At 71.5% G+C, this 21,186-nt stretch carries 18 protein-coding genes, 2 pseudogenes and 1 riboswitch; of the genes and pseudogenes, 9 read left to right on the forward strand and 11 right to left on the reverse strand.

Annotated elements, in window-relative coordinates; translation table 11 throughout:
• Nucleotides 1-67 precede the first annotated feature (67 nt).
• Nucleotides 68-547 carry a hypothetical protein gene (locus tag R6Y94_RS20755; protein ID WP_318397543.1) on the reverse strand — a complete coding sequence of 160 codons (480 nt, stop codon included), beginning with the start codon at nucleotides 545-547 and terminating at the stop codon, nucleotides 68-70.
• A complete protein-coding gene (gene mshB, locus R6Y94_RS20760) occupies nucleotides 544-1,560 on the reverse strand; it encodes an N-acetyl-1-D-myo-inositol-2-amino-2-deoxy-alpha-D-glucopyranoside deacetylase (RefSeq protein WP_318397748.1) in 1,017 nt (338 codons plus the stop codon). Before mshB ends, R6Y94_RS20755 begins: the two co-directional genes overlap by 4 nt.
• Nucleotides 1,561-1,727: 167 nt before the next feature.
• Here mshB and R6Y94_RS45200 point away from each other — a divergent pair.
• The 8 genes and pseudogenes from R6Y94_RS45200 to R6Y94_RS20795 form a co-directional block, all read left to right on the forward strand.
• Nucleotides 1,728-1,949: pseudogene (locus tag R6Y94_RS45200) on the forward strand (peptidase S9); the annotation flags it as partial.
• 123 nt (nucleotides 1,950-2,072) lie between these two features.
• Nucleotides 2,073-3,992, forward strand: a pseudogene (locus tag R6Y94_RS20765) (prolyl oligopeptidase family serine peptidase); the annotation flags it as partial.
• Nucleotides 3,993-4,170: 178 nt separating this feature from the next.
• On the forward strand, nucleotides 4,171-4,581 hold the full coding sequence (locus tag R6Y94_RS20770) for a YciI family protein (protein WP_318397750.1): 411 nt from the start codon (nucleotides 4,171-4,173) through the stop codon (nucleotides 4,579-4,581).
• 13 nt (nucleotides 4,582-4,594) lie between these two features.
• On the forward strand, nucleotides 4,595-5,839 hold the full coding sequence (locus tag R6Y94_RS20775) for an RNA polymerase sigma factor (protein ID WP_318397544.1): 1,245 nt from the start codon (nucleotides 4,595-4,597) through the stop codon (nucleotides 5,837-5,839).
• Between the two features lie 143 nt (nucleotides 5,840-5,982).
• A riboswitch (S-adenosyl-L-homocysteine riboswitch) is annotated at nucleotides 5,983-6,065 on the forward strand.
• 16 nt (nucleotides 6,066-6,081) lie between these two features.
• Nucleotides 6,082-9,735: a methionine synthase gene (gene metH / locus R6Y94_RS20780; RefSeq protein WP_318397545.1), complete on the forward strand. Its 3,654-nt coding sequence runs from the start codon at nucleotides 6,082-6,084 to the stop codon at nucleotides 9,733-9,735.
• Nucleotides 9,736-9,933: 198 nt separating this feature from the next.
• Nucleotides 9,934-10,536 (forward strand): hypothetical protein, encoded by a 603-nt coding sequence (locus tag R6Y94_RS20785; protein ID WP_318397546.1) that lies wholly within the window; start codon nucleotides 9,934-9,936, stop codon nucleotides 10,534-10,536.
• A 212-nt stretch (nucleotides 10,537-10,748) separates the two neighbouring features.
• On the forward strand, nucleotides 10,749-11,345 hold the full coding sequence (locus tag R6Y94_RS20790; RefSeq protein ID WP_318397547.1) for a TIGR03086 family metal-binding protein: 597 nt from the start codon (nucleotides 10,749-10,751) through the stop codon (nucleotides 11,343-11,345).
• 76 nt (nucleotides 11,346-11,421) lie between these two features.
• The gene (locus tag R6Y94_RS20795; RefSeq protein WP_318397548.1) at nucleotides 11,422-11,910 is read left to right on the forward strand and encodes a type II toxin-antitoxin system PemK/MazF family toxin; all 489 of its coding nucleotides are present in this window, start codon (nucleotides 11,422-11,424) and stop codon (nucleotides 11,908-11,910) included.
• Between the two features lie 137 nt (nucleotides 11,911-12,047).
• Here R6Y94_RS20795 and R6Y94_RS20800 read toward each other — a convergent pair whose 3' ends face one another.
• The 9 genes from R6Y94_RS20800 to R6Y94_RS20840 all read right to left on the reverse strand — a co-directional run bounded on the left by R6Y94_RS20800 (nucleotide 12,048) and on the right by R6Y94_RS20840 (nucleotide 20,168).
• Nucleotides 12,048-13,808, reverse strand: a complete 1,761-nt coding sequence (locus R6Y94_RS20800) for an ABC transporter substrate-binding protein (protein ID WP_318397549.1) — start codon at nucleotides 13,806-13,808, stop codon at nucleotides 12,048-12,050.
• A 156-nt stretch (nucleotides 13,809-13,964) separates the two neighbouring features.
• Entirely contained in the window at nucleotides 13,965-14,963 is a 999-nt protein-coding gene (locus tag R6Y94_RS20805) for an ABC transporter permease (RefSeq protein ID WP_318397550.1), read from the reverse strand.
• 9 nt (nucleotides 14,964-14,972) lie between these two features.
• Nucleotides 14,973-16,019, reverse strand: coding sequence for an ABC transporter permease (locus tag R6Y94_RS20810; RefSeq protein ID WP_318397551.1), 1,047 nt, complete (start codon nucleotides 16,017-16,019; stop codon nucleotides 14,973-14,975).
• A 54-nt stretch (nucleotides 16,020-16,073) separates the two neighbouring features.
• Nucleotides 16,074-17,099: a dipeptide ABC transporter ATP-binding protein gene (locus R6Y94_RS20815; protein WP_318397552.1), complete on the reverse strand. Its 1,026-nt coding sequence runs from the start codon at nucleotides 17,097-17,099 to the stop codon at nucleotides 16,074-16,076.
• Nucleotides 17,096-18,172: an ABC transporter ATP-binding protein gene (locus tag R6Y94_RS20820; RefSeq protein ID WP_318397553.1), complete on the reverse strand. Its 1,077-nt coding sequence runs from the start codon at nucleotides 18,170-18,172 to the stop codon at nucleotides 17,096-17,098. The genes R6Y94_RS20815 and R6Y94_RS20820 overlap by 4 nt, the downstream gene beginning before the upstream one ends.
• A 177-nt stretch (nucleotides 18,173-18,349) precedes the next feature.
• On the reverse strand, nucleotides 18,350-18,628 hold the full coding sequence (locus tag R6Y94_RS20825; protein WP_318397554.1) for a hypothetical protein: 279 nt from the start codon (nucleotides 18,626-18,628) through the stop codon (nucleotides 18,350-18,352).
• Nucleotides 18,618-18,914 carry a hypothetical protein gene (locus R6Y94_RS20830; protein WP_318397555.1) on the reverse strand — a complete coding sequence of 99 codons (297 nt, stop codon included), beginning with the start codon at nucleotides 18,912-18,914 and terminating at the stop codon, nucleotides 18,618-18,620. Before R6Y94_RS20830 ends, R6Y94_RS20825 begins: the two co-directional genes overlap by 11 nt.
• Before the next feature lie 178 nt (nucleotides 18,915-19,092).
• Nucleotides 19,093-19,698, reverse strand: coding sequence for a transposase (locus R6Y94_RS20835; RefSeq protein ID WP_318397556.1), 606 nt, complete (start codon nucleotides 19,696-19,698; stop codon nucleotides 19,093-19,095).
• Nucleotides 19,677-20,168, reverse strand: coding sequence for a winged helix-turn-helix domain-containing protein (locus R6Y94_RS20840; RefSeq protein WP_318397557.1), 492 nt, complete (start codon nucleotides 20,166-20,168; stop codon nucleotides 19,677-19,679). Before R6Y94_RS20840 ends, R6Y94_RS20835 begins: the two co-directional genes overlap by 22 nt.
• 261 nt (nucleotides 20,169-20,429) lie before the next feature.
• Here R6Y94_RS20840 and R6Y94_RS20845 point away from each other — a divergent pair, with 261 nt between their 5' ends.
• Nucleotides 20,430-21,182 carry an XRE family transcriptional regulator gene (locus R6Y94_RS20845; protein ID WP_318397558.1) on the forward strand — a complete coding sequence of 251 codons (753 nt, stop codon included), beginning with the start codon at nucleotides 20,430-20,432 and terminating at the stop codon, nucleotides 21,180-21,182.
• Nucleotides 21,183-21,186 lie beyond the last annotated feature (4 nt).

Raw genomic sequence — 21,186 nt, forward strand, 5'->3', positions numbered from 1 at the left:
TGCCTACGTGGATCCATGGTGCGAGCGGTCCGGAGCCGAGCGGTGGCGGGGTCGGGACCGGCGGGGATCAGAGCCGGAGCTGCCGGGACTCCGGGCCGCGCGGATTCATGATCGTGCGAAACCCCATGACCGCGAAGGTCACCGAGCCAGCAAAGATCATCACGAGCCCAACCCAGTTGTTGGCGGCGATCAGCACGTCACCCTCGGAGGTGCCGCCGGCGGCGACCACCATCAGGGCGAACCAGACGACGGCGGGCAGCGCGAGCGCCCAGCGCCGCCCCACCACCCGGGGTGCGAACCAGCCCAGCGCCACGTTCGCCAGCACGGTGACCAGCACCGACACCCCGATCAGCACACCGCCCACCCGGAGCATCGACAGGATCAGCTCCAGCACGGCGGTGACCGCCGCAGCCACCACCGCAACCACGCCACCGACCACCCGCAGCACCAGGTCGACCGCCCGGTGCGCCGCCGACGGCTCCGCGGGCGGCGGGGCGACGGGCTCCAACTCCGGCGGGGTGGACACGGACGGGCTCGGCAGACTCACCGCGCGCCCGCCTCCGCCGGCGTACCGGTCGGGGGCGACGGGACCACGGCGGTCGAAGCGGGCCGGACATCGCCGGCCGGGACCGGCGCGGTCGCCTCCGCCACCGGCAACCCGGCGAAGAGGTCGTCCTCCCAGCCGTACGGGCCGGAGCCCGGGCCCCGGGAGCCGACGGCCAGGGTGTAGTACTCCACCCCCATGAACTCGCCGCCGAAGTTGCTGGCGATCGAGTAGAGCCACGAGTTGTCCGGGATCTGCGTGGCGTGCGCCCGCATCGCCGCCTCCTTCGCGGCGTGCCGGTCGGTGCCGTCGATCCGGGCCGCGATCTGCTCGTCCGGAGTGCCGAACGGCAGGTCGTCGGGCTGCTCGGTGCCGGCGAACGGGTTGTCGGCGGCGTCGGCGAAGGCGGCCAGCCCCGCCTCCAGCACGCTCCTCGGCATCGCCGTCCAGTAGATCTTGTCCGGCCCGAAGCCCTCGGCTGCGGCGAGTTCGGCCGCCCGCATCGCCACCCGGTGCGCCTGGATGTGGTCGGGGTGCCCGTAGAAGCCGTTCGGGTCGTAGGTGACCAGCACCTGCGGGCGTACCTCGCGCATGATCTCGACCAGGTGGCCGGCCGCCTCGTCGAGATCGGCCCGCCAGAAGGCCCGCGGGTGGTCGTTGGTGGGCAGCCCCATCATGCCCGAGTCGCGGTACCGCCCGGCGCCGCCGAGGAACCGGTGGTCCCGTACGCCGAGCGCGGCACACGCGGCGGCCAGCTCGGTGATCCGGTAGCCGCCGAGCTGGTCGGCCTCGGTGGCGGCCAACCCGTGCAGCGCCGGTACGTGGATCTCGCCCTCCTCGCCGAGGGTGCAGGTGACCAGGGTGACCCCGGCGCCGGCCGCCGCGTAGTACGCCATCGTGGCGCCGGTGCCGATCGCCTCGTCGTCGGGATGCGCGTGCACCAGCAGCAACCGCCGGGCCGGCCGGGCCGGATCGGCGGCACCGGACGGCTCGGGCGAGTCGGCCGGAGCGGCCACCTCGTTCGGGTTCGTCACCCGGGCAACTCTACGCGGCCGGGCCGGTTCACCCTAGTCAGGGAGTTAGTCGCCACCTCCGCAGAGTCATCATCCCGCTACCGGTACCCGACCGGGCGGCGATGGCCGGCTCCGCCACATCGCCGACCGCCCGGCTCTACGATCACGATGTGGACTACCCGGAGTTGGCCGCCCGTACCCGCCGGTTCAGCCGCGGTGCGCCGCGCGCCGTGACGGTGGCGAGCGACGGCTCGCGGGTGGTCTTCCTCCGCTCCGGCGGCCCCACCGACCCGGTCGACGCGCTCTGGATGCTGGACGTCGCCGACGGCACCGAACGGCTGGTCGCCGACCCCGCCGACCTGCTCGCCGACCCGGCGGCCGACACGGACCCGACCGGGGTCCGGCCGGTCGCCGACCCCACCGACCTGGCGGCGGCCGCCGCCGGCGCCAGCCCGGCCGGTGCCGCCGCTGCCGGGCCGGCCGTCGGCACCGACCTGGCCGGCGCGCCGAACTCGACCGAACGGGCACTGCGCGAACGGCTCCGGCTGAGCGCCTCCGGCATCGCCTCGTACGCCACCGACCCGGCCGCCCGGGTCGCGGTCTTCACCCTCGACGGCCGGCTGTTCCGGGCGGACCTGACGCACGGCGACGTGGTCGAGGTCGCCGTCTCCGGCCCGGTGGTCGACCCCCGACCCGATCCGACCGGCCAGCGGCTGGCCTACGTCACCGACGCCGCGGGGGACGGTGGCCGAGTCGGGCAGTTGCGGGTGGTCGACTCCGACGGCACCGACACCCTGCTGGCCGGCGAGGACGCCGGAGTCACCTGGGGGCTCGCCGAGTTCGTCGCGGCCGAGGAGTTCGACCGGTTCCGGGGCTACTGGTGGGCGCCGGACGGCCGGTCCATCCTCGCCGCCCGGGTCGACGAGTCCCGGCTGCCCCGCTGGCACCTGCACGACCCCGGTGACCCGGCCAGCCCGCCGCGCTCGGTGGCGTACCCACGCTCCGGCGGGCCGAACGCCGAGGTGAGCCTGCACCTGCTGGACCTCGACGGCGGCTGGGTCGACGTGCACTGGGACCGGGAGACCTATCCCTACCTGGTCTCGGTGGAGTGGGCCGAGACCGGGCCGCTGATCACCGTACTGCGCCGGTTGCAGCAGCACGGCCTGGTGCTGGCGGTGGACCCGCGTACCGGCGAGACGCAGGTGCACGCCGAACTCGCCGACCCGCGCTGGGTCGAGCCGGTCGCCGGCACCCCCCGGCACCTCCCCGACGGCCGGGTACTGGTCGGCGGCGAACTCGCGCACGACGGGTACGACGCCCGCTGCCTCTTCGCCGACGGCACCCTGCTCACCCCGCCGTCCCTCTACGTCCGCCGGGTGGTCGGCTGGCTGCCGAACCGCAACGGCAGCCCCGACCTGCTGGTCGAGGGGAGCGACGGCGAGCCGAGCCAGCAGCACCTGTTCCGGGTACGTACCGCGATCGGGGCCGGCGGGATCGACGCCCGGCGGTTGACCGGCGACCCGGGCTGGCACAGCGGGACGGTCGGCGGCGACGTACTCGTGGTGCAGTCCCGCTCGCTCGACGCGGCCGGCAGCACCTGGACGGTGTGGCAGGGCGACCGGGAGGTGGGCACGCTGCGCTCGCTCGCCGCGACCCCGCCGTACGCGCCCCGGCCCGCGCTGGAACGGGTCACCGACCGCCGGCTGCCGGCCGCGGTGGTCTATCCCGGCAACCACGTCGCCGGCCGCCGGCTACCGGTGCTGCTCGACGTCTACGGCGGCCCCGGCCACCAGGAGGTGGTGGCCGCCCGGTCGGCGTGGCTGGAGCGGCAGTGGTGGGCCGACGCCGGTTACGCCGTGGTCACCATCGACAACCGGGGTACCCCGGGGGTGGCGCCGTCGTTCGAGAAGGTGGTGCACCGGCGGCTGGCCGACGTGATCCTGGCCGACCAGGCGGACGCGCTGACCGCGCTGGCCGGCAAGCACCCCGACCTGGACCTGGGCCGGGTGGCGATCCGGGGCTGGTCGTTCGGGGGCTGGCTGGCTGCGCTGGCGGTACTGCGCCGGCCCGACCTGTTCCGCTGCGCCATCGCCGGCGCACCGGTCACCGACTGGACCCTCTACGACACCGCCTACACCGAGCGCTATCTCGGGACACCGGCCGACAGCCCCGAGGTGTACGCCCACCACTCGCTGCTGGAACTCGCCGCCGAGCCGGTACGCACCCCCGACGAGGTCCGGCCGATCCTGCTGGTGCACGGGCTGGCCGACGACAACGTGGTGGCCGCGCACACCCTGCGGCTCTCCGCCGCGCTGCTGGCCACCGGCCGCCCGCACTCGGTGATCCCGCTGACCGGCGCCACCCACATGGCCGCCGGTGGCACCGCCGAGCGGCTGCTCGCCCTCGAACTCCACTTCCTCCGGCAGCACCTGTAGCTGCCGCCTCCCGCCAGTGCCTTCGGCGGCGCCTCCTGCCAGGTTCTGTGGAGCGGCGGACCGGCGTAGCGAAAAACCCGCCCGGGCGGATGTCCGGAGCCGTCCGCCGGCCCCGACGTCTCCAGCGAGCAGGCACCGGAGGCGGGTGCCGACCGGAGAGGGAGTCACCGTGAAATACATGATCATGATGAGCGGGTCCCAGCGCGACTACGACGCGATGGCGGGCAAGGACAGCGACGGCTCCCCGGCCTGGTCGCCGGAGGACATGGCGGCGCTGCACGAGTTCATGGCGGCCTGGAACAACGACCTGGTGGAGTCGGGCGAGTTCGTCGACGCCCGGGGGCTGACCGCACCGGTGCACACCCGGCGGATCTCACTGCGCGACGGGGTGCCGGTGGTGACCGACGGGCCGTACCCGGAGACCCAGGAGGTGCTGGCCGGCTACACGATCGTGGAGTGTGACAGCTTCGACCGGGCGACCGAGATCGCGGCGAAGCTGGCGAGGACGCCGCACCCGGACGACGCGACCCTGACCAACGAGTGGTACGTCGACATCCGGCCGATCGCCGAGGGCATCGAGGATCTGTAGGGCTGTCGCGAGCGTGCCGGTAAACGACGTCGAGGACCTGCTGCGTCACCTGGCGCCGCAGGTCCTCGGCGCGCTGGTCCGCCGGTACGGGCACTTCGACACCGCCGAGGACGCGGTGCAGGAGGCGCTGCTCGCCGCCGCCACGCAGTGGCCGGGCGAGGGCGTACCGGAGAATCCCCGGGCCTGGCTGATCACCGTCGCGGCCCGCCGGCTCACCGACCTGCTCCGCGCCGAGCAGGCCCGGCGGCGTCGGGAGGACAGGGTCGCACGCTGGGCACTCCCCGACCAGTGGCTGGCGCCGGCCGCCGACCGGGCGCCGTCGGACTCCGACGACACGCTGGTACTCCTCTTCCTCTGCTGCCATCCCGCGCTCTCGCCGGCCTCGCAGATCGCGCTGACCCTGCGCGCGGTCGGCGGCCTGAGCACCACGGAGATCGCCCGGGCGTTCCTGGTGCCGGAGTCGACCATGACCCGGCGGATCAGCCGGGCCAAACAGCGGATCAGGGACAGCGGCATCCCGTTCGGGATGCCGCCGGCGGCCGAGCGCGCCGGGCGGCTCGACGCGGTGCTGCACGCGCTCTACCTGATCTTCAACGAGGGGTACGTCACCACCTCTGGCCCGACCCTCTACCGCACCGAACTCTCCGCCGAGGCGATCCGGCTGGCCCGGATGCTGCACCGGATGCTGCCCGACGACGCCGAGGTGACCGGGCTGCTGGCAGTGATGCTGCTCACCGATGCCCGGCGGCCGGCGCGGACCGGTCCGGACGGCGCTCTGATCCCGATGGCGGAGCAGGACCGGAGCCGGTGGGACGCCGGGCAGATCGCCGAGGGGGTGGCCCTGGTCAGCGCGGCGCTGCCGAAGGGGCCGACCGGGGCGTATCAGGTGCAGGCGGCGATCGCGGCCCTGCACGACGAGGCGCCCAGTGCCGAGGCGACCGACTGGCCGCAGATCGTCGCGCTCTACGAGGTGCTGCTGCGGATCGCCCCCAATCCGGTGGTGGCGCTCAACCACGCCGTGGCGGTGGCGATGGCCTCCGGGCCGCGCGCCGGGCTCGACCTGCTGGACCGGCTCGCCGCCGACGACCGGATCGCCGACGACCACCGGATGTACGCGGTCCGGGCACACCTGCTGGAGCTGGCCGGAGACCGGGCCGCGGCCCGCGAGGCGTACCGGACGGCGGCCCGCCGCGCGACCGGGCTGGCCCAGCAGCGCTACCTGAACGACCGCGCCGCCCGCCTCGCCGTCGACCCGTGACCCGTACCGCCCCCTCCCGGAGCAGTTCCGTTCGGTCGGCGCGGGCGCTGGACCAGGAGCGGGTGCAGAGCACCAGGTGGCAGCCGTCCCACACTGCGCGAAGATTTCGGCCTCGTCGGGTCCTTTCCGGTAGTCTCGATCCCCGGGTCGAGAGGCGCTGCAACGGGCGGTGACGCCCGCCACGCTCGACCCGAGGATTGATCTTCTCCAAGGGCGCCTCCGTTCCACGACGGAGGTGGCCAATGGGTACGGGTACGGCTTCGAGCGGCACCGGCACGCGGGCGGCGCGCACCCTCGCACTACGGGAACTGCTCGCCGAGCGGATCGTGGTGCTGGACGGTGCCTGGGGCACGATGCTCCAGGGCGCCGGGCTCACCCCCGCCGACTACCGGGGCGACCTGCTGACCGACCACCCGCACGACGTGACCGGCGACCCGGACCTACTCAACCTGACCCGGCCGGACGTCATCCTCGACGTACACCGGCGCTACCTGGCTGCCGGCGCGGACATCACCTCGACGAACACCTTCACCGCGACGAGCATCGCGCAGGCCGACTACGGCCTTGCGGCGCTGGTCCCGGAGATGAACCTGCGCGGCGCCCAGCTCGCCCGGCAGGCGGCCGACGAGGCGGGCGGCAAGTTCGTCGCCGGCTCGGTCGGGCCGCTGAACGTGACGCTCTCGCTCTCGCCCCGGGTCGACGACCCGGCCTTCCGGACGGTCTCCTTCGACACCGTCCGGGAGGCGTACGCGGAGCAGATCCGGGCGCTGGCCGACGGCGGCGTCGACATCCTGCTGGTCGAGACGATCTTCGACACGCTGAACGCGAAGGCCGCGATCGCCGCCGCCCGGGAGGTCGCGCCGGACCTGCCGCTGTGGATCTCGGTGACCATCGTCGACCTGAGCGGCCGGACCCTCTCCGGGCAGACCGTCGAGGCGTTCTGGAGTTCGATCGCGCACGCCGAGCCGCTGGCGGTCGGGGTGAACTGCTCGCTCGGCGCCGCCGAGATGCGCCCGCACGTCGCCGACCTGGCCCGGCTGGCCGACACCTACGTCGCCTGCCACCCCAACGCCGGGCTGCCGAACGCGTTCGGCGGCTACGACCAGCAGCCCGAGGAGACCGGCCGGCTGCTCCGCGAGTTCGCCGACTCCGGGATGGTCAACATCGTCGGCGGCTGCTGCGGCACCGGCCCCGAGCACATCGCCCGGATCGCCGCTGCCGTCGCCGGCCGACCGCCCCGGCCGGTGCCGGCGGTGCCGAGCGCCACCCGGTTCAGCGGGCTGGAGCCGTTCGCCATCGGCGCCGACACCGGCTTCGTGATGATCGGCGAGCGGACCAACGTCACCGGCTCGGCCCGGTTCCGCCGGCTGATCGAGGCCGACGACTACCAGGCCGCCGTCGACGTGGCGCTGGAGCAGGTACGCGGCGGCGCCAACATCCTCGACGTGAACATGGACGCCGACCTGCTCGACAGCGAGCGGGCGATGACCACCTTCCTCAACCTGATCGCCACCGAGCCCGAGGTCGCCCGCATCCCGATCATGATCGACAGCTCGCGGTGGAGCGTGCTGGAGGCCGGGCTGAAGTGCGTACAGGGCAAGGGGATCGTCAACTCGATCAGCCTCAAGGAGGGTGAGGAGGCGTTCCTGGCGCAGGCCCGGCGGATCCGCGACTACGGCGCCGGGGTGGTGGTGATGGCCTTCGACGAACTCGGCCAGGCGGACACCGCCGAACGCAAGGTGTCGATCTGCGCCCGGGCGTACGACCTGCTCACCCAGCGGGCCGGGTTCGCGCCCACCGACATCGTCTTCGACCCGAACGTACTGGCCGTGGCGACCGGGATCAGCGAGCACAACGGGTACGCGAAGGCGTTCATCGACGCGCTCCCGCTGATCAAGGAGCGCTGCCCGGGGGCCAGGACCAGCGGCGGCATCTCCAACCTGTCGTTCTCGTTCCGCGGCAACGACGTGGTACGCGAGGCGATGCACTCGGCGTTCCTGCTGCACGCCGTACGCGCCGGGCTGGACATGGGCATCGTCAACGCGGGTCAGCTCGCCGTCTATCAGGACATCCCCGCCGACCTGCTGGAACTCGTCGAGGACGTGCTCTTCGACCGGCGGCCGGACGCCACCGACCGGCTGGTCAACTTCGCCTCCACGGTCAGCGGCTCCGGCACCCGGCGCACCGTCGACCTCGCCTGGCGGGAGGCGCCGGTCTCCGAGCGCCTGTCGTACGCGCTCGTGCACGGCATCGTCGACTTCATCGAGGCCGACACCGAGGAGGCGCGTAAGCAGGCCGACCGCCCGCTCGACGTGATCGAGGGGCCGCTGATGGACGGCATGAAGGTCGTCGGCGACCTCTTCGGCTCCGGCAAGATGTTCCTGCCCCAGGTGGTCAAGAGCGCCCGGGTGATGAAGCGCTCGGTCGCCTACCTGGAGCCGTACATGGAGGCGGAGAAGGAGCAGGCCCGGGCGGAGGGCCGGCTCGACACCAACCGTGGCCAGGGCAAGGTGGTGCTGGCGACGGTCAAGGGCGACGTGCACGACATCGGCAAGAACATCGTCGGCGTGGTGCTGGGCTGCAACAACTACGAGGTGGTCGACCTCGGCGTGATGGTGCCGGCCGCCAAGATCCTGGACACCGCGATCGCCGAGGGCGCCGACGCGATCGGACTCTCCGGGCTGATCACCCCGTCCCTGGACGAGATGGTCGCGGTCGCCACCGAGATGCGGCGGCGGGACATGAACCTGCCGCTGCTGATCGGCGGGGCGACCACCTCGCGGCAGCACACCGCGGTCCGGATCGCCCCGGCGTACGACGGCAGCACCGTGCACGTGCTCGACGCGTCCCGGGTGGTCGGGGTCGTCTCCGACCTGCTGAATCCGGAGCGGGCCGCCGAGTTGGACGTCCGCAACCGGGCCGAGCAGCAGCGCCTGCGCGAGCAGCACGAGGGGCGGGAGCGGGTACCGCTGCTCACCCTCGCCCAGGCCCGGGACAACCGGGAAGCGGTCGAGCACGCCGCGCCGCCGGTGCCGGCCTTCACCGGCGTACGCGTCGTCCGGCCCGAGCTGACCGCGCTGCGCGAGATGATCGACTGGCAGTTCCTCTTCCTCGCCTGGGAGTTGAAGGGGAAGTTCCCGGCGATCCTCGACCAGCCGGTGGCCCGGGAACTCTACGACGACGCCAACACCCTGCTCGACCAGATCATCGCGGACGGCTCGCTGACCGCCGTCGGGTCGTACGGCTTCTGGCCGGCGCGCGCCGACGGGGACGACATCGTGCTGACCGGCGACGCCGGGGCCCGCTTCCCGATGCTGCGCCAGCAGACCACCAAGCCGGCCGGCCGGCCGAACCGCTGCCTCGCCGACTATCTCGCCCCGGCCGGTGACCACCTCGGCGGCTTCGCGGTGACGATCCACGGCGCCGAGGAGCTGGCCGCCGGCTTCGAGGCACGGCACGACGACTACCGGGCGATCATGGTCAAGGCGCTGGCCGACCGGCTCGCCGAGGCGTTCGCGGAATACCTGCACCTGCGGGCCCGGCGAGACTGGTACGAGCCGGACGCCGACCCGGCGATCGAGGATCTGCACGCCGAGCGGTTCCGGGGGATCCGTCCCGCCCTCGGCTATCCGGCCAGCCCTGACCACAGCCTGAAGCGGGAGCTGTTCGACCTGCTCGACGCCGAGGCGCTCGGGATGGGCCTGACCGAGTCGTACGCGATGACCCCGGCCGCCAGCGTCAGCGGCCTGCTCTTCGCGCACCCGTCGTCGCGGTACTTCACCGTCGGCCGGCTCGGGCGGGACCAGGTCGAGGAGTACGCGGCACGGCGGGGCCTGCCGGTCGCCGAGATCGAGCGCTGGCTCCGCCCCAACCTGGGGTACGACCCTGAGCGGTGATCCAGCACCGCCGGACCGGCCGCGACGCCGGTCAGCCGGCTTCCGGCCCGGTCCGGTCCGGTCCGGTCCGGCATGCGACTCTCCCGGTGGTCCCGGTCTCCCACCCATCGGCTGGCTGGCTCTCCACCCATTTGTCTCCGCCTATCCCCCGTTCGGCTCACTACCCTGGTCAGTGGCGGCCGAGGGGAGGAGACGCCGGTGGAACTGCGAGGCCCGCTATCCTGGCGGATCGGCATCCGCAGGTGGGACTACCTGGTCGACTGTGCGTTGTGGATCCGGGCGAGCGAGCGCATCGAGGTGCCGGCACACCGGTTGGTGCCCGGCCCGCTGGATCTCGACGAGCTTCCGTCGCCGGCCAGCCCGCTCGGCTTCGTCCCCGGCGCGGAATGGCTCGGCTGGTGGCTCTCGCTGGTCGACCCGGCGGGGCAGCGTCCGCAGCCGCGCGCCGGCCTGGAGCCCGCCGACGACACTCCGGACCCGCTCGGCCTGGCACCGTGGCCAGCACTGCGCCGGGTGGTCGCGGAACGCTGGCCGGAGGCGCGCGACTGGCACCTCGCCCGGCAACGTGACTCGTTCGGCCGGCCCGGCCCGGGTACGTCGACCAGCACCGAGGTGGTACGCCACGTCGAGGCGTCGCTGGGCCGGTCGATTCGCCCGTTCAGCGTCGAGATCGTGCTGCTGCCGGTACGCGACGAGGTGATCCGCCGGGTGGACCACGAGCGCTACCTCGTGCCGGAACGGGTACACGACAGTCCACGGTGGTCGGTCTGGCTCCGCGACCTGGTGCTGCGGATCGGCTGACCGGTCACCGCCGTCGCCCGTCGCGGGCTGGCCGGTTCGGACCCCGGATTGTCGGTGCCGGTGGGTAGTCTCCCGGACGGTCGGCCTGGCACGGGCCCGGCCCTTCGGATCCGGGCCGGTGCGGCCGATCCGCCGCGCACCCCGGCCCGCCCCGTCGATCGGCGAGTCGGTTCGGGCGTGCTCCCGCACCGAGACCCCGAGGGGAGTCGCAGATGCTCGACCTGGATCCTGCCGCTCAGGAGGTGATCCGGCTGGCCGGCGGCGTGACCGACGAGCAGCTCACCGATCCGACGCCGAGCACGGACACCTCGGTGGCCGCCCTGCTCGACCACCTGATGGGGCTGTCGCTCGCCTTCACCTGGGCCGCCCGGAAGTCCGGCGCAGACGGGCCCGGCGTCTCCGCACCGCCGCCACCGGCCAGCGCCGACAACCTCGATCCACAGTGGCGCACGATTCTGCCGGCCCGGCTGACCGAGCTGGCCGAGGCGTGGCGGCAGCCGGATGCCTGGGCCGGGATGACCACGGCCGGCGGGGTGACGATGCCGGCCGAGGTCATGGGCGTGGTCGCGCTGGACGAGTTGGTGCTGCACGGCTGGGATCTGGCCAAGGCGACCGGGCAGCCGTTCCACTGCGATCCGGCCAGCACCGAGGCGGTGCTGGCGTTCACCACCGAGGCGGCCCGGCCCGAGCAGGCCGCCGGCCGCGACGGGCTGTTCGGGCCGGTGGTGCCGGTGCCGGCGGACGCACCGCCGTTCGACCGGGCGTTGGGCTTCGCCGGCCGCGACCCCAACTGGACGCCGCCGGCCTGAACGCTCCGATCGGCCATGCTGACGTGCCGCCCGAGCCCGGCGGTCAACGGGCACCGGCGACGGGTAGGGTTCCGCCGTGGCGAATCTCTGGAAGGGCGTGACCGCGACCGTCAGCCGGGTGACTCGGCGTGCCCCCACTCCTACCGCCGGCCCCATTCCCGCTCAGCCCGCGCGGCGGCGCCAGGTCTCGGCGTTGCAACGTCGGGAGCTGGTCTACGCGCCCGAACTCGACGGGCAGGCCGATCCGGGCGAGATCGTCTGGACCTGGGTGTCGTACGAGGACGATCCGCGCCAGGGCAAGGACCGCCCGGTGCTGGTGGTCGGGCGGGTCAGCCGGACCCTCTTCGGGTTGATGCTCTCCAGCAAGAGCGACCGGGACGGCCAGCGGCACTGGCTCGCCCTCGGCCCCGGCGAGTGGGACCGGGACAACCGGCCGAGCTGGATCCGGCTCGACCGGGTCCTGACGATGCGCGAGGACAGCATCCGGCGGGAGGGCGCGGTGCTGGACCGGGCCCGCTTCGACCGGATCGGCCGGGCGCTCCGGACCGGGTACGGCTGGCGCTGACCCGCCGCCGCTGCCCCACCGCCTCCCGGTTCTTGAGCGCCGCCGGCCCCGGAATCGCGGTCGGCCCGCTGGGCTGAGCTGAGACGTGCAGGGGCCCTCTCCGGACGCGACCGGAGGGAGCCCCTGCACGGACCCGGCTAAGGCTTGACGTGGCTGTTGTAGAAGACCGGGATGCCGAACTGGTCGGAGACGATCATGCCGCCCACCTTCGGTCCGGTCACCAGGAGGACGTTGACCTGGTAGAGCGGCACGACCGGGGCGTACTTCTCCGTGATCATCTGGTCGAGCTTGGCCCACTCCGGTCCCGCCTCGCCGGCCGGCAGGTTGCTGACCCGGTCGATCTCGGCGTTCACGTCGTCGGCGTTGAAGTACGACACGTTGGAGTTGCCCTGCGGCCCGAGCTTGCGGCCGTCCCAGAGCACCGGGATGGTCGACACCGCGCTCGGCCAGTCCGCCGCCCAGTTCGACAGGTAGATGTCGTACGGGTTGCCCCGGGTCCGGGCGGTCGGGTTGTGGGCCGGCTGGTCGACATACTGCACGGTGACGTCGAAGCCCGCCTTCTCCAGGCTCTGCTCGACGATCGGCGCGGTCTGCTGGCCGAAGGCGCTGTTCCGGGACATGAAGACCAGCTTGGGCGTCTGCCCGCCCAGCAGTTCCTTGGCCTTCTCCGGGTTGCCGGTCGGCCCGCCGTCGTACGGGTTCGGGTAGTCGGTGTGCCCGATGGTGGTGTCGGCGAGCAGGGTGTGGGTCACCTTGCCGGCGGCGTCACCGCCCTGGGTAGCGAGGATGCCCTGCTTGTCGATCGCGTACGCGATGGCTTGGCGCACCTTCACGTCCTTGATCCGCTCGTTGTTTATGCTCAGGTACCAGACCGACGGGCCCGGCTTGCGCAGCACCCGCTCACCCAGCGAACTGTTGCCGAGCACCTGGTTGACCAGTGCCTGCGGCACCCCGTCCCAGGAGACCACCGTCTGGTCGGCGCCCTGGCCAGCCAGCGCCCGTTCGGTGGCGGCGGCGTCGTCGGGCCCGATCTCCACCTCGATGTTGTCCGGGTAGGCGTGCCGCAGCGGGTCGGTCTTCGGGTCCCAGTTCGGGTTGCGCTCCAGCACGAACCGGGTGTCCTTGACGTATTCCTTGATCTTGTACGGCCCGGAGGAGACGACCCGGCGGTCGTACTCGGTCTTGGTGTCCTGGGCCTTCGGCACCGGCACCGAGGTCGGCAGCGAGAGCGCGAACGGCAGGTCGCAGTGCGGCTTGGCGAAGTTGAAGATCAGGGTCTTGTCGTCCCTGACGGTCAGCCCGGGGACGGTGTCGGTGCCGGAGGTGTACGGCCCCTTGTACGTCGCGTTGAACTCCGGGCTGTCGGCCAGCCACTCCTGGATGTACGTCGGCCCGCCGTCGATGGTCTCCTCGAAGGAGCGGGCGATCCCGTACGCCACGTCGGCGGCCTTGATCGGCGTACCGTCCTCGAACTTCACCCCGTCCTTGAGGGTGTATTCCCAGGTCTTGCAGTCGGAGTTGACGTCCTTGCCGGCATCGGTGGCGAGGTCGCCGACGAGCAGCACTTTCCCCTTGCCGTCGTCCTTGAAGACGGTCAGGGTACGCACGAACATCTGCTGGATCGACATGGCGGCGAAGGTGTAGCTCCGCTGCGGGTCCAGGTGCTCGAAGTCGGCCTCCTGGATCACCTTCAGCACGCCGCCGGACTGTGCCCCGGGCACCTCGGCGGCCGGCCCCTGGGAGTCCTTCGGGTCGGTCGCGATCGAGCTGGTGAACTGCTTGCCGCCGCCGTTGTCGGAGTCACCGTTCTCGCCGGTGTTCTCCGAGCAGGCGGCCAGCGCACTGGTCGCGAGCACGAGCGCGGCGCTCGTCGCGGCCACCGCGAGCCTGGGTCGCATAGGAATTCCTCCTGGTTTCGTTCCCGCAGGTCGGATCGGCGTCAATCTGTTGAAAGAAATATTCACTCAAGCAGACTTGAAGGTAAGTTTCATAGCAGTAACGATGGGACAACGTTTCCGCACCCGCCACCGGGTCGCCACCGGACGGTCATCCGGTCACCCGAGTCGGACCCGGGGATCGACCACCGCATACAGCACGTCGACCAGGACGTTGGCGGCGACCACGAAGACGGCGGCGAGCAGTACCGTCGCCATCACGATCGGCATGTCCAGGTTGAGCGCCGCGTTCAGCGCCGTCTTGCCGAGCCCGGTGAACCCGAAGACCGTCTCGGTGATGACGGTGCCGCCGAGGTAGGCACCGAGGTCCAGCCCGGCGATGGTGATGATCGGGGTGATCGCGGCGCGCAGCGCGTGCCGGCCGTACACGGTGATTTTGGACAGTCCCTTGGCCCGCGCGGTCCGGACGAAGTCCTCGGAGAGGGTCTCCAGCATCTGTGCCCGGGAGAGTCGGGCGTAGGTCGCGGAGTTGAGGAAGCCGAGCGCGAACCAGGGCAGCAGCATCGCCGACGCCCAGGCGACCGGATTCTCGGTCAGCGGGGTGTAGCGCGGATAGCTCAGGATGCCGGTCTCGTAGACCAGTCCGATCAGCAGCAGCGGCCCGAAGAGCAGGATCGGCATGGAGGCGCCGACCAGCGACGTGCCGACCGCCAGCTTGTCGAAGACGGTCCCCCGGCGCAGCGCCGAGACCATCCCGATCGAGACGCCCAGCACCAGCCAGACCACGGCTGCGCCGAAGACGATGCTGAGGGTCACCGGCAGGGTACGCCCGACGATCCCGGTCACCGGCTCGTCGTTGCGGAACGAGAAGCCGAGGCAGGGCGCGGGGCAGTCCCGGGCGGTCTCGCCTGCGCCGATGGTACGGCCGACGAAGATGCCCCGCATGAACTCGCCGTACTGCGCCGGGATCGGCTTGTCCAGTCCCATCCGGCGTTCGATCATCTCGATCCGCTCCGGACTGCAGACGTTCTTGCTGTCCCCGCACATCAACTCGGCCGGGTTGTTGGGCACCGCGAAGAACATCCCGAAGGTGATCACGCTGACCGCGAGCAGGGTACTCAGGGCCAGCAGTACCTTCTTGACCACGAATCGCAGCACGGACGCCTCCTACCTGCTCGACTTCGGGTCGAGCGCGTCGCGCAGCGAGTCGCCGAAGAGGTTGAACGCCAGCACCAGCAGGAACAGCGTGGTCCCGCCCACGATGGTGAAACTCGGTACGTCCCGGATGTAGCGCACGCTGTCGTTGATCAGCCGGCCCAGGTCGGGTGTCGGCTCCAGCACCCCGATGCCGAGGAACGACAGCGCCGCCTCCGCGGTGATCAGGGCCGGCACGTTCAACGAGAAGGTCACCAGGATCGGCGCCCAGAGGTTCGGCAGGAGCTGCCGGAACAGGATGTGCCCCAGCCCCGCCCCGGAGGCGCGGGCCGCCTCGACGAACTCCCGCTCGCGCAGCGAGAGCACCTGTCCCCGGACCAGCCGGGCGGAGATGGTCCAGTTGAAGAGTACGAAGATCAACACCAGCAACGCCGGTCTGAACCAGGACGCCACCTCGTCGCGCGGCCCGTAGAACTGGTTGACCGCCAGCGGCACGAACGCGAAGCAGAAGATGTAGAACGGGAAGGCCAGCGCCAGGTCGAGGACCCAGGTGATCACGGCGTCGACCCAGCCGCCGACGTACCCGGCGACGATGCCGATCACCACGCCGAGCGCGATCGTCAACACGGCGGCGGTGAAGGCGATCATCAGCGAGGTACGCAGCCCGTAGACCACCTGGATGAAGATGTCCCGGCCGATCCCGGGCTGGATGCCGAACCAGTGCTCACCGGAGACCCCGGCGTAGCCGAGCGGGAACCCGTTCCGGTCCAGGCGTTCCGGGAACCGCTCCTGTGGCCCCTTGCCGTAGAGCCGGGCCACCAGCGGCGCGGCCGCCGCCAGCAGCACGAAGAAGACCAGCACCGCGCCGCTGACCAGCGCCACCCTGTCCCGGCGCAACCGCCGCCAGGCGAGCTGTCCCGGGGACCGGCCGACGAACCCGTCCGCCTCGACCGCCCTGGTGACGCCGCCGTCGGGCGGCGTGCCGTCCGGTACGCCCTCCGGAACCGGCGGAACCGGGCCGACCCCGGCCGCGACCGCCCCGACCTGCTGTTCACTCACGGCACTCGCCTTCGTTCGCGCTGCGAGACTCGCGAACCCGGCTCGTTCTCGCGCTCACGGGAGATCACCCTCCTCCGGGAAGTGGCAGGCCACCGCGCCGGTCCCGCCCGGGTAGCCGGTGAGCGGCGGCTCCTCGGTCACGCAGATCTCCTGGGCCTTCCAGCAGCGGGTCCGGAACCGGCAGCCGGACGGTGGATCCAGCGGCGTCGGTACGTCCCCGGTGAGCCGGATCCGCCCCGCCGGCCCCAACTTCGTCACGTCCGGTACGGCGGAGAGCAGCGCCCGGGTGTACGGATGCCGTGGCCGCTGGTAGATCTCCACCCGGTCCCCGGTCTCGACGATCTTCCCGAGGTACATCACGGCGATCCGCTGGCAGAAGTGCCGGACCACGGCGAGGTCGTGCGCGATGAAGACGAAGGCGAGATCCAGCTCCCGTTGCAGGTCGCGGAGCAGGTTGACCACCTGCGCCTGGATCGACACGTCCAGCGCGGAGACCGGCTCGTCGGCGACCACCAGCTTCGGCCGCAGGGCCAGCGCACGGGCGATCCCGATCCGCTGCCGCTGGCCGCCGGAGAACTCGTGCGGATAGCGGTTGTAGTGCTCGGGGTTCAGCCCGACCAGTTCGAGCAGCTCGCGTACCCGCTGCTTCACGCCGCCGGGCGGGACGATCCCGTTGACCTGCAACGGCATCGCCACGATCCGCCCGACGGTGTGCCGGGGGTTCAGCGAGGCGTACGGGTCCTGGAAGATGATCTGGAGGTCCTGACGGAGCGGTCGGAGTTCGCCCCGGGACGCGTGCGTGATGTCCCGCCCCTCAAAGACGATCTTGCCGGCGGTCGGCTCCAGCAGCCGGACCAGCAGGCGGCCGGTGGTGGTCTTGCCGCAGCCCGACTCGCCGACCAGGCCGAGGGTCTCCCCCGCCCGTACCTCGAAGTCCAGCCCGTCGACCGCGCGTACCAGGCCACGACGGCGCAGCCCGGAGCGCACCGGGAAGTGCTTGGTCAGCCCGGTCACCGTCAGCAGCGGCTCGCCCCCGGCCCCGGCCGGCCGCTCCGGCGCCGCCTCTGTCTGCGCACTCACGGTGCCACCCCCACCTGGGCGATCTCGTCGGCGTAGTAGCGCTGCCGGTCGGCCTCGGACAGGTGGCAGGCGACCAGGTGACCGGCCTCGGCCACCGGCAGCAGCTCGGGTACCTCGGTCGAGGAGCGACCGCCGCTCCGGTCGGCGTACCGGCAGCGGGGGTGGAAGGCGCAGCCAGGCGGCAGGTGGATCAGGCTCGGCGGATTGCCCCGGATCGGCACCAGGTCCGCGGCCGCGTCACCGTGCAACGACGGCACGCTGGAGAGCAACCCCCAGGTGTACGGGTGCTGCGGCCGGCGCAGCACCTGCTCGACGCTGCCGTGCTCGACGGCCCGGCCGGCGTACATCACGAGTACGTCGTCGGCGACCTGGCTGACCACTCCGAGGTCGTGGGTGATCAGCACGATCGCCGAGTTGAACTCCGACTGGAGGTCGGCGAGGAGGTCGAGGATCTGCGCCTGCACGGTGACGTCCAGCGCGGTGGTCGGCTCGTCGGCGACCAGCAGGTCGGGGTCGTTGACCAGCGCCATCGCGATCATCACCCGCTGGCGCATCCCGCCGGAGAACTCGTGCGGGTAGTCGTCGACCCGGCGCTCCGGCTGTGGGATGCCGACCCGGCCCAGCATCTCGACCGCGCGTCGCCGGGCGGCCTGGCGACCGGCGCCGGGATGGTGCACCCGGTACGCCTCGGCGATCTGTCGCCCGACGGGATAGTAGGGGTGCAGGGCGGAGAGCGGGTCCTGGAAGACCATCGCCATGTCCCGGCCGCGCAGTTTGCGGCACTGCGCGTCGGGCAGCCCGACGATGTCCCGCCCACCGACCAGGATCTCGCCGCTGATCTCCGTACGCCTCGGGTCGTGCAGCCCGAGCACGGCCAGGCTGGTGACGCTCTTGCCCGAGCCGGACTCGCCGACGATGCCCAGGGTGCGTCCGCGCTGTACGGCGAACGAGAGCCCGTCGACCGCCCGCACCACCCCGTCCTCGGTACGGAACCGCACCCGCAGGTCCCGCACCCGCAGGTACGCCTCGTCCGTCGGGGGCGCGGACGACGCTGTCGATGCCGGTGTTCCCACCAGCGCCCTCCCTCTTCCTGCTCCGTCACCGGTTCCGCCGCTCACCCGGCCCGAGCCGCGCCGACCCCGGGGAACGTGAAGGTAACCTACAGCAGAGTTCAGAGGGTGAAAATAAGCTACAGGTGCCGATCTTCCCGGTACGCCGGACTTCCTCGGCCGGAGGACCGGTGCATCGCCCTATTCAAATGGGTCCGATCCAATCCTGTCGACCCCGCCCGCCACCTCGGCACCGTCGATGGCGCTCCGGATCCGGTCAGCGATCCGGCGTACGTCGTCGAGAGTCTTCGGCCCGCGCGGTCCCGCCGCCACCGCATCCTCGAACAGCGTCACCGCCGCCCACTCGTCCGCCGGGCAGCCGCCTGGGGTGCAGCGGGGACACGTGTTGTTCTCGTGTGCCCTGATGATGCGCCGCGCGACATCCAGGATGTCGGCCGGCGAGGGGCGCTCACCGGGCATGTCGACGGAGCACGTCGAGGCGGACCATCAGTCCGATGCAGGGCGCGTGCGGCTCCACCGACGACCACGAGCAGGTCGGATGGTCATGGCCGGTGACCCAGACCCAGAGATGGCCGCTGTCCTCCCGGGTCACCCCGGCATGGACCTTGGTCACCGTCATGTCGCAGTACGCGGTGCAGGGCAGGTCGTGGATGTGGTACCAGTCCCCGGTCCGGAGCCGCAGCAGAGTCCCGGCGGGCAGTTCGGGGATCTCTGGCGAAGGAACGCGTGGAGACTGTGCGGTCATCGCTTCGGCCCCGGCACCCGTACCCACCGACGCCCGTCCCAGCGGAAGTCACGCACTCTGCGCTGCCGCATCCAGATCCATCCTCGGGTTCGTGTCAGCATCGTTCCTCTTCCCCTTCATCTGGGGCCGCCGGCTCGAACGCCAGCCCAAGCCGGCGGCAGATACAGATCTTGAATGGTCAGGTTGTGTCGGGTTCGAGGGTCAGTCCGGTGTGAGCGAGGAAGCTGTCGAGCAGGTCGTTGCGGTACTGGATGCTCTTGAGTCGGTTCTTGATGATCGCGAGGAGGTGATCGACGCCAGCCACGGCGAGGTTGCCGATGCTGCGTTTGAGGTGGGACCACACTGCCTCGGTCGGGTTCAGGTCCGGGGCGTAGGCGGGTAGCCGGATGACGATCAGCCAGTCCCGGGCATCGATCATCTGCCGCATGACGGCGGAGACGTGGGTGTTCAGGTTGTCCCAGACGCACACGATCGGGCCGCCGAGTTGCTGGTGGGCAGCGTCGAGCAGGGCGATGTAGTCGCGTTCGCTGAAACTGCGGCGCTCGTTCTTGCGACCGCGGTGCACGATCGTTCGGTAGATCAACCGGGACCGCTGCCCGGGCCGGTAACAGGTCAGCCCGGCGATCGAGACGCGGCCGGAGCCCTTGCCCGACACCGGAACCACAGGGGTGTGCCCGCGTCGTCCCCAGGTGCGTGCCTTTGGAGGGCGCAACGTCTGACCGGCCTCGTCCTCGAAGACCAGCCATGCCTGCCGCCGCGCCGCTACCGTTTTCCCGCCGGCCACGTCTCCTTGCGCCAGGTGGTGATCGCGGCTTCGTCACGCTCGACCGCACGATGCGCGGGGACCTGCACCGACCAGCCCAGCCGGTACATGATGTTCGCCGTGCCGCGCATCGTGTACCGGATATGGAACAACCGGGCGATCAGGTCCGACACCCGCGCCAGGGTCCACCGCTGATCATTACCGAAGCCGTGCGCCGCCGGCCCCTCCTCCAGGGCATCGGCCAGCCGCCGCAGCCGGCCCTCGTCCAGGCGGCACCGAGACCCACCCGGCCCCTTCGAGGCCAGGGCCTGCTCACCACCAGCCCGCCACCGCTTGCGCCACCCGTACACCGCCGTCTGAGACACCCGCAACCGGCGGGCGACCTCCGGCACCGACACACCCTGGGCGAACCACCCGGCCGCCTGGTGTCGTACCGCCTCACGCTTCGCCCGCCCCCGCGCGGACAACCCACCTCCATCGGGATACCTCATCCCATTGATCTACCCCAGCCCAAGGCCATCACACAGACCACATCGGACGAACCTGGCTATTCAAGATCTGTAGCGGACGCGCTCGGAGAACTCGTTGCCGCTCAGTCGGCGCGCATCCAGACCTCGCGGAGAGCAGGACGCCCAGCGCAGTCGTAGGGCACAGGATGTATCCAATGCATCACCATCCGCGACGACAGCGCCGACGGCGAACCAGCGGCATTTGGGGCGACATTCCGGCGACATTGGCGTTACGGTGACCGTATGACCGCGCCGAACAGCTCACTCCGAGCCGTCCGACTAGGCATGCGGATGAGTCAGGACGACTTCGCCCGCGCTCTCCAGGACGCCGGCCGTCGAGCCGGCCAGCCCAACGACGCCAACAAGCGACTCGTGCAGCGCTGGGAGTCGGGCTCGATCACCGCCCCCCGGCCCGTCTACGCTCGTGCGCTGGAGGTGGTCACCGGGTTGCCCATCGAGTCCCTGGGCTTCGCGGCCGCCGCATATGCCAGCGTGACGCCAGACGGTCAGGGCGGACACGATCTCGCATCGCCGACCAGCGCTCCGGTGATGCCCGCCGGCGCACCGGCCTCACAGGGCAGTCCCTACCGCAACTACTCAGGCATCTGGCTGAGCCGGTACGAGTACTTCTCCAGCGGACGGGACGAGGCATTCGTCGGCCAGCACCACGTGGTCGTGTTGCAGCACGGAGACCGCCTGACGGTACGCAGCCTGCCGAACACTGCGGAGGGTTCGCTCACCATCGACATGACGATCGACGGCAGCGTCGTCACCGGTACCTGGACCGAGCAGACTGACCCGAGCGGCTACTACCGTGGCGGCCGGTATCACGGGGCCATTCAGATGCTGGTCGAGCCGACCGGTCGGCGAATGACCGGGAAGTGGGTCGGGTTCGGCAAGGACATGGATATCAACACCGGCCCCTGGGAGCTGGTCTTCCGGGACGCCTCGACCAGCAAAGCCACGATGGACCGGTACAACCGGGTGCCGGATTGAGACA

Origin of the sequence: Plantactinospora sp. KLBMP9567 (assembly GCF_033446045.1) — a bacterium.
Taxonomy (GTDB): Bacteria; Actinomycetota; Actinomycetes; order Mycobacteriales; family Micromonosporaceae; genus Plantactinospora.

What these genes read in the sequence shown, in the direction of transcription:
- R6Y94_RS20825 (WP_318397554.1), bottom strand. Translation starts at nt 18,628, where the DNA reads ATGCCCGGTGAGCGCCCCTCGCCGGCCGACATCCTGGATGTCGCGCGG.
- R6Y94_RS20840 (WP_318397557.1), bottom strand. Translation starts at nt 20,168, where the DNA reads ATGAGGTATCCCGATGGAGGTGGGTTGTCCGCGCGGGGGCGGGCGAAG.
- R6Y94_RS20845 (WP_318397558.1), top strand. Translation starts at nt 20,430, where the DNA reads ATGACCGCGCCGAACAGCTCACTCCGAGCCGTCCGACTAGGCATGCGG.
- R6Y94_RS20830 (WP_318397555.1), bottom strand. Translation starts at nt 18,914, where the DNA reads ATGACCGCACAGTCTCCACGCGTTCCTTCGCCAGAGATCCCCGAACTG.
- metH (WP_318397545.1), top strand. Translation starts at nt 6,082, where the DNA reads ATGGGTACGGGTACGGCTTCGAGCGGCACCGGCACGCGGGCGGCGCGC.
- R6Y94_RS20800 (WP_318397549.1), bottom strand. Translation starts at nt 13,808, where the DNA reads ATGCGACCCAGGCTCGCGGTGGCCGCGACGAGCGCCGCGCTCGTGCTC.
- R6Y94_RS20790 (WP_318397547.1), top strand. Translation starts at nt 10,749, where the DNA reads ATGCTCGACCTGGATCCTGCCGCTCAGGAGGTGATCCGGCTGGCCGGC.
- R6Y94_RS20770 (WP_318397750.1), top strand. Translation starts at nt 4,171, where the DNA reads ATGATCATGATGAGCGGGTCCCAGCGCGACTACGACGCGATGGCGGGC.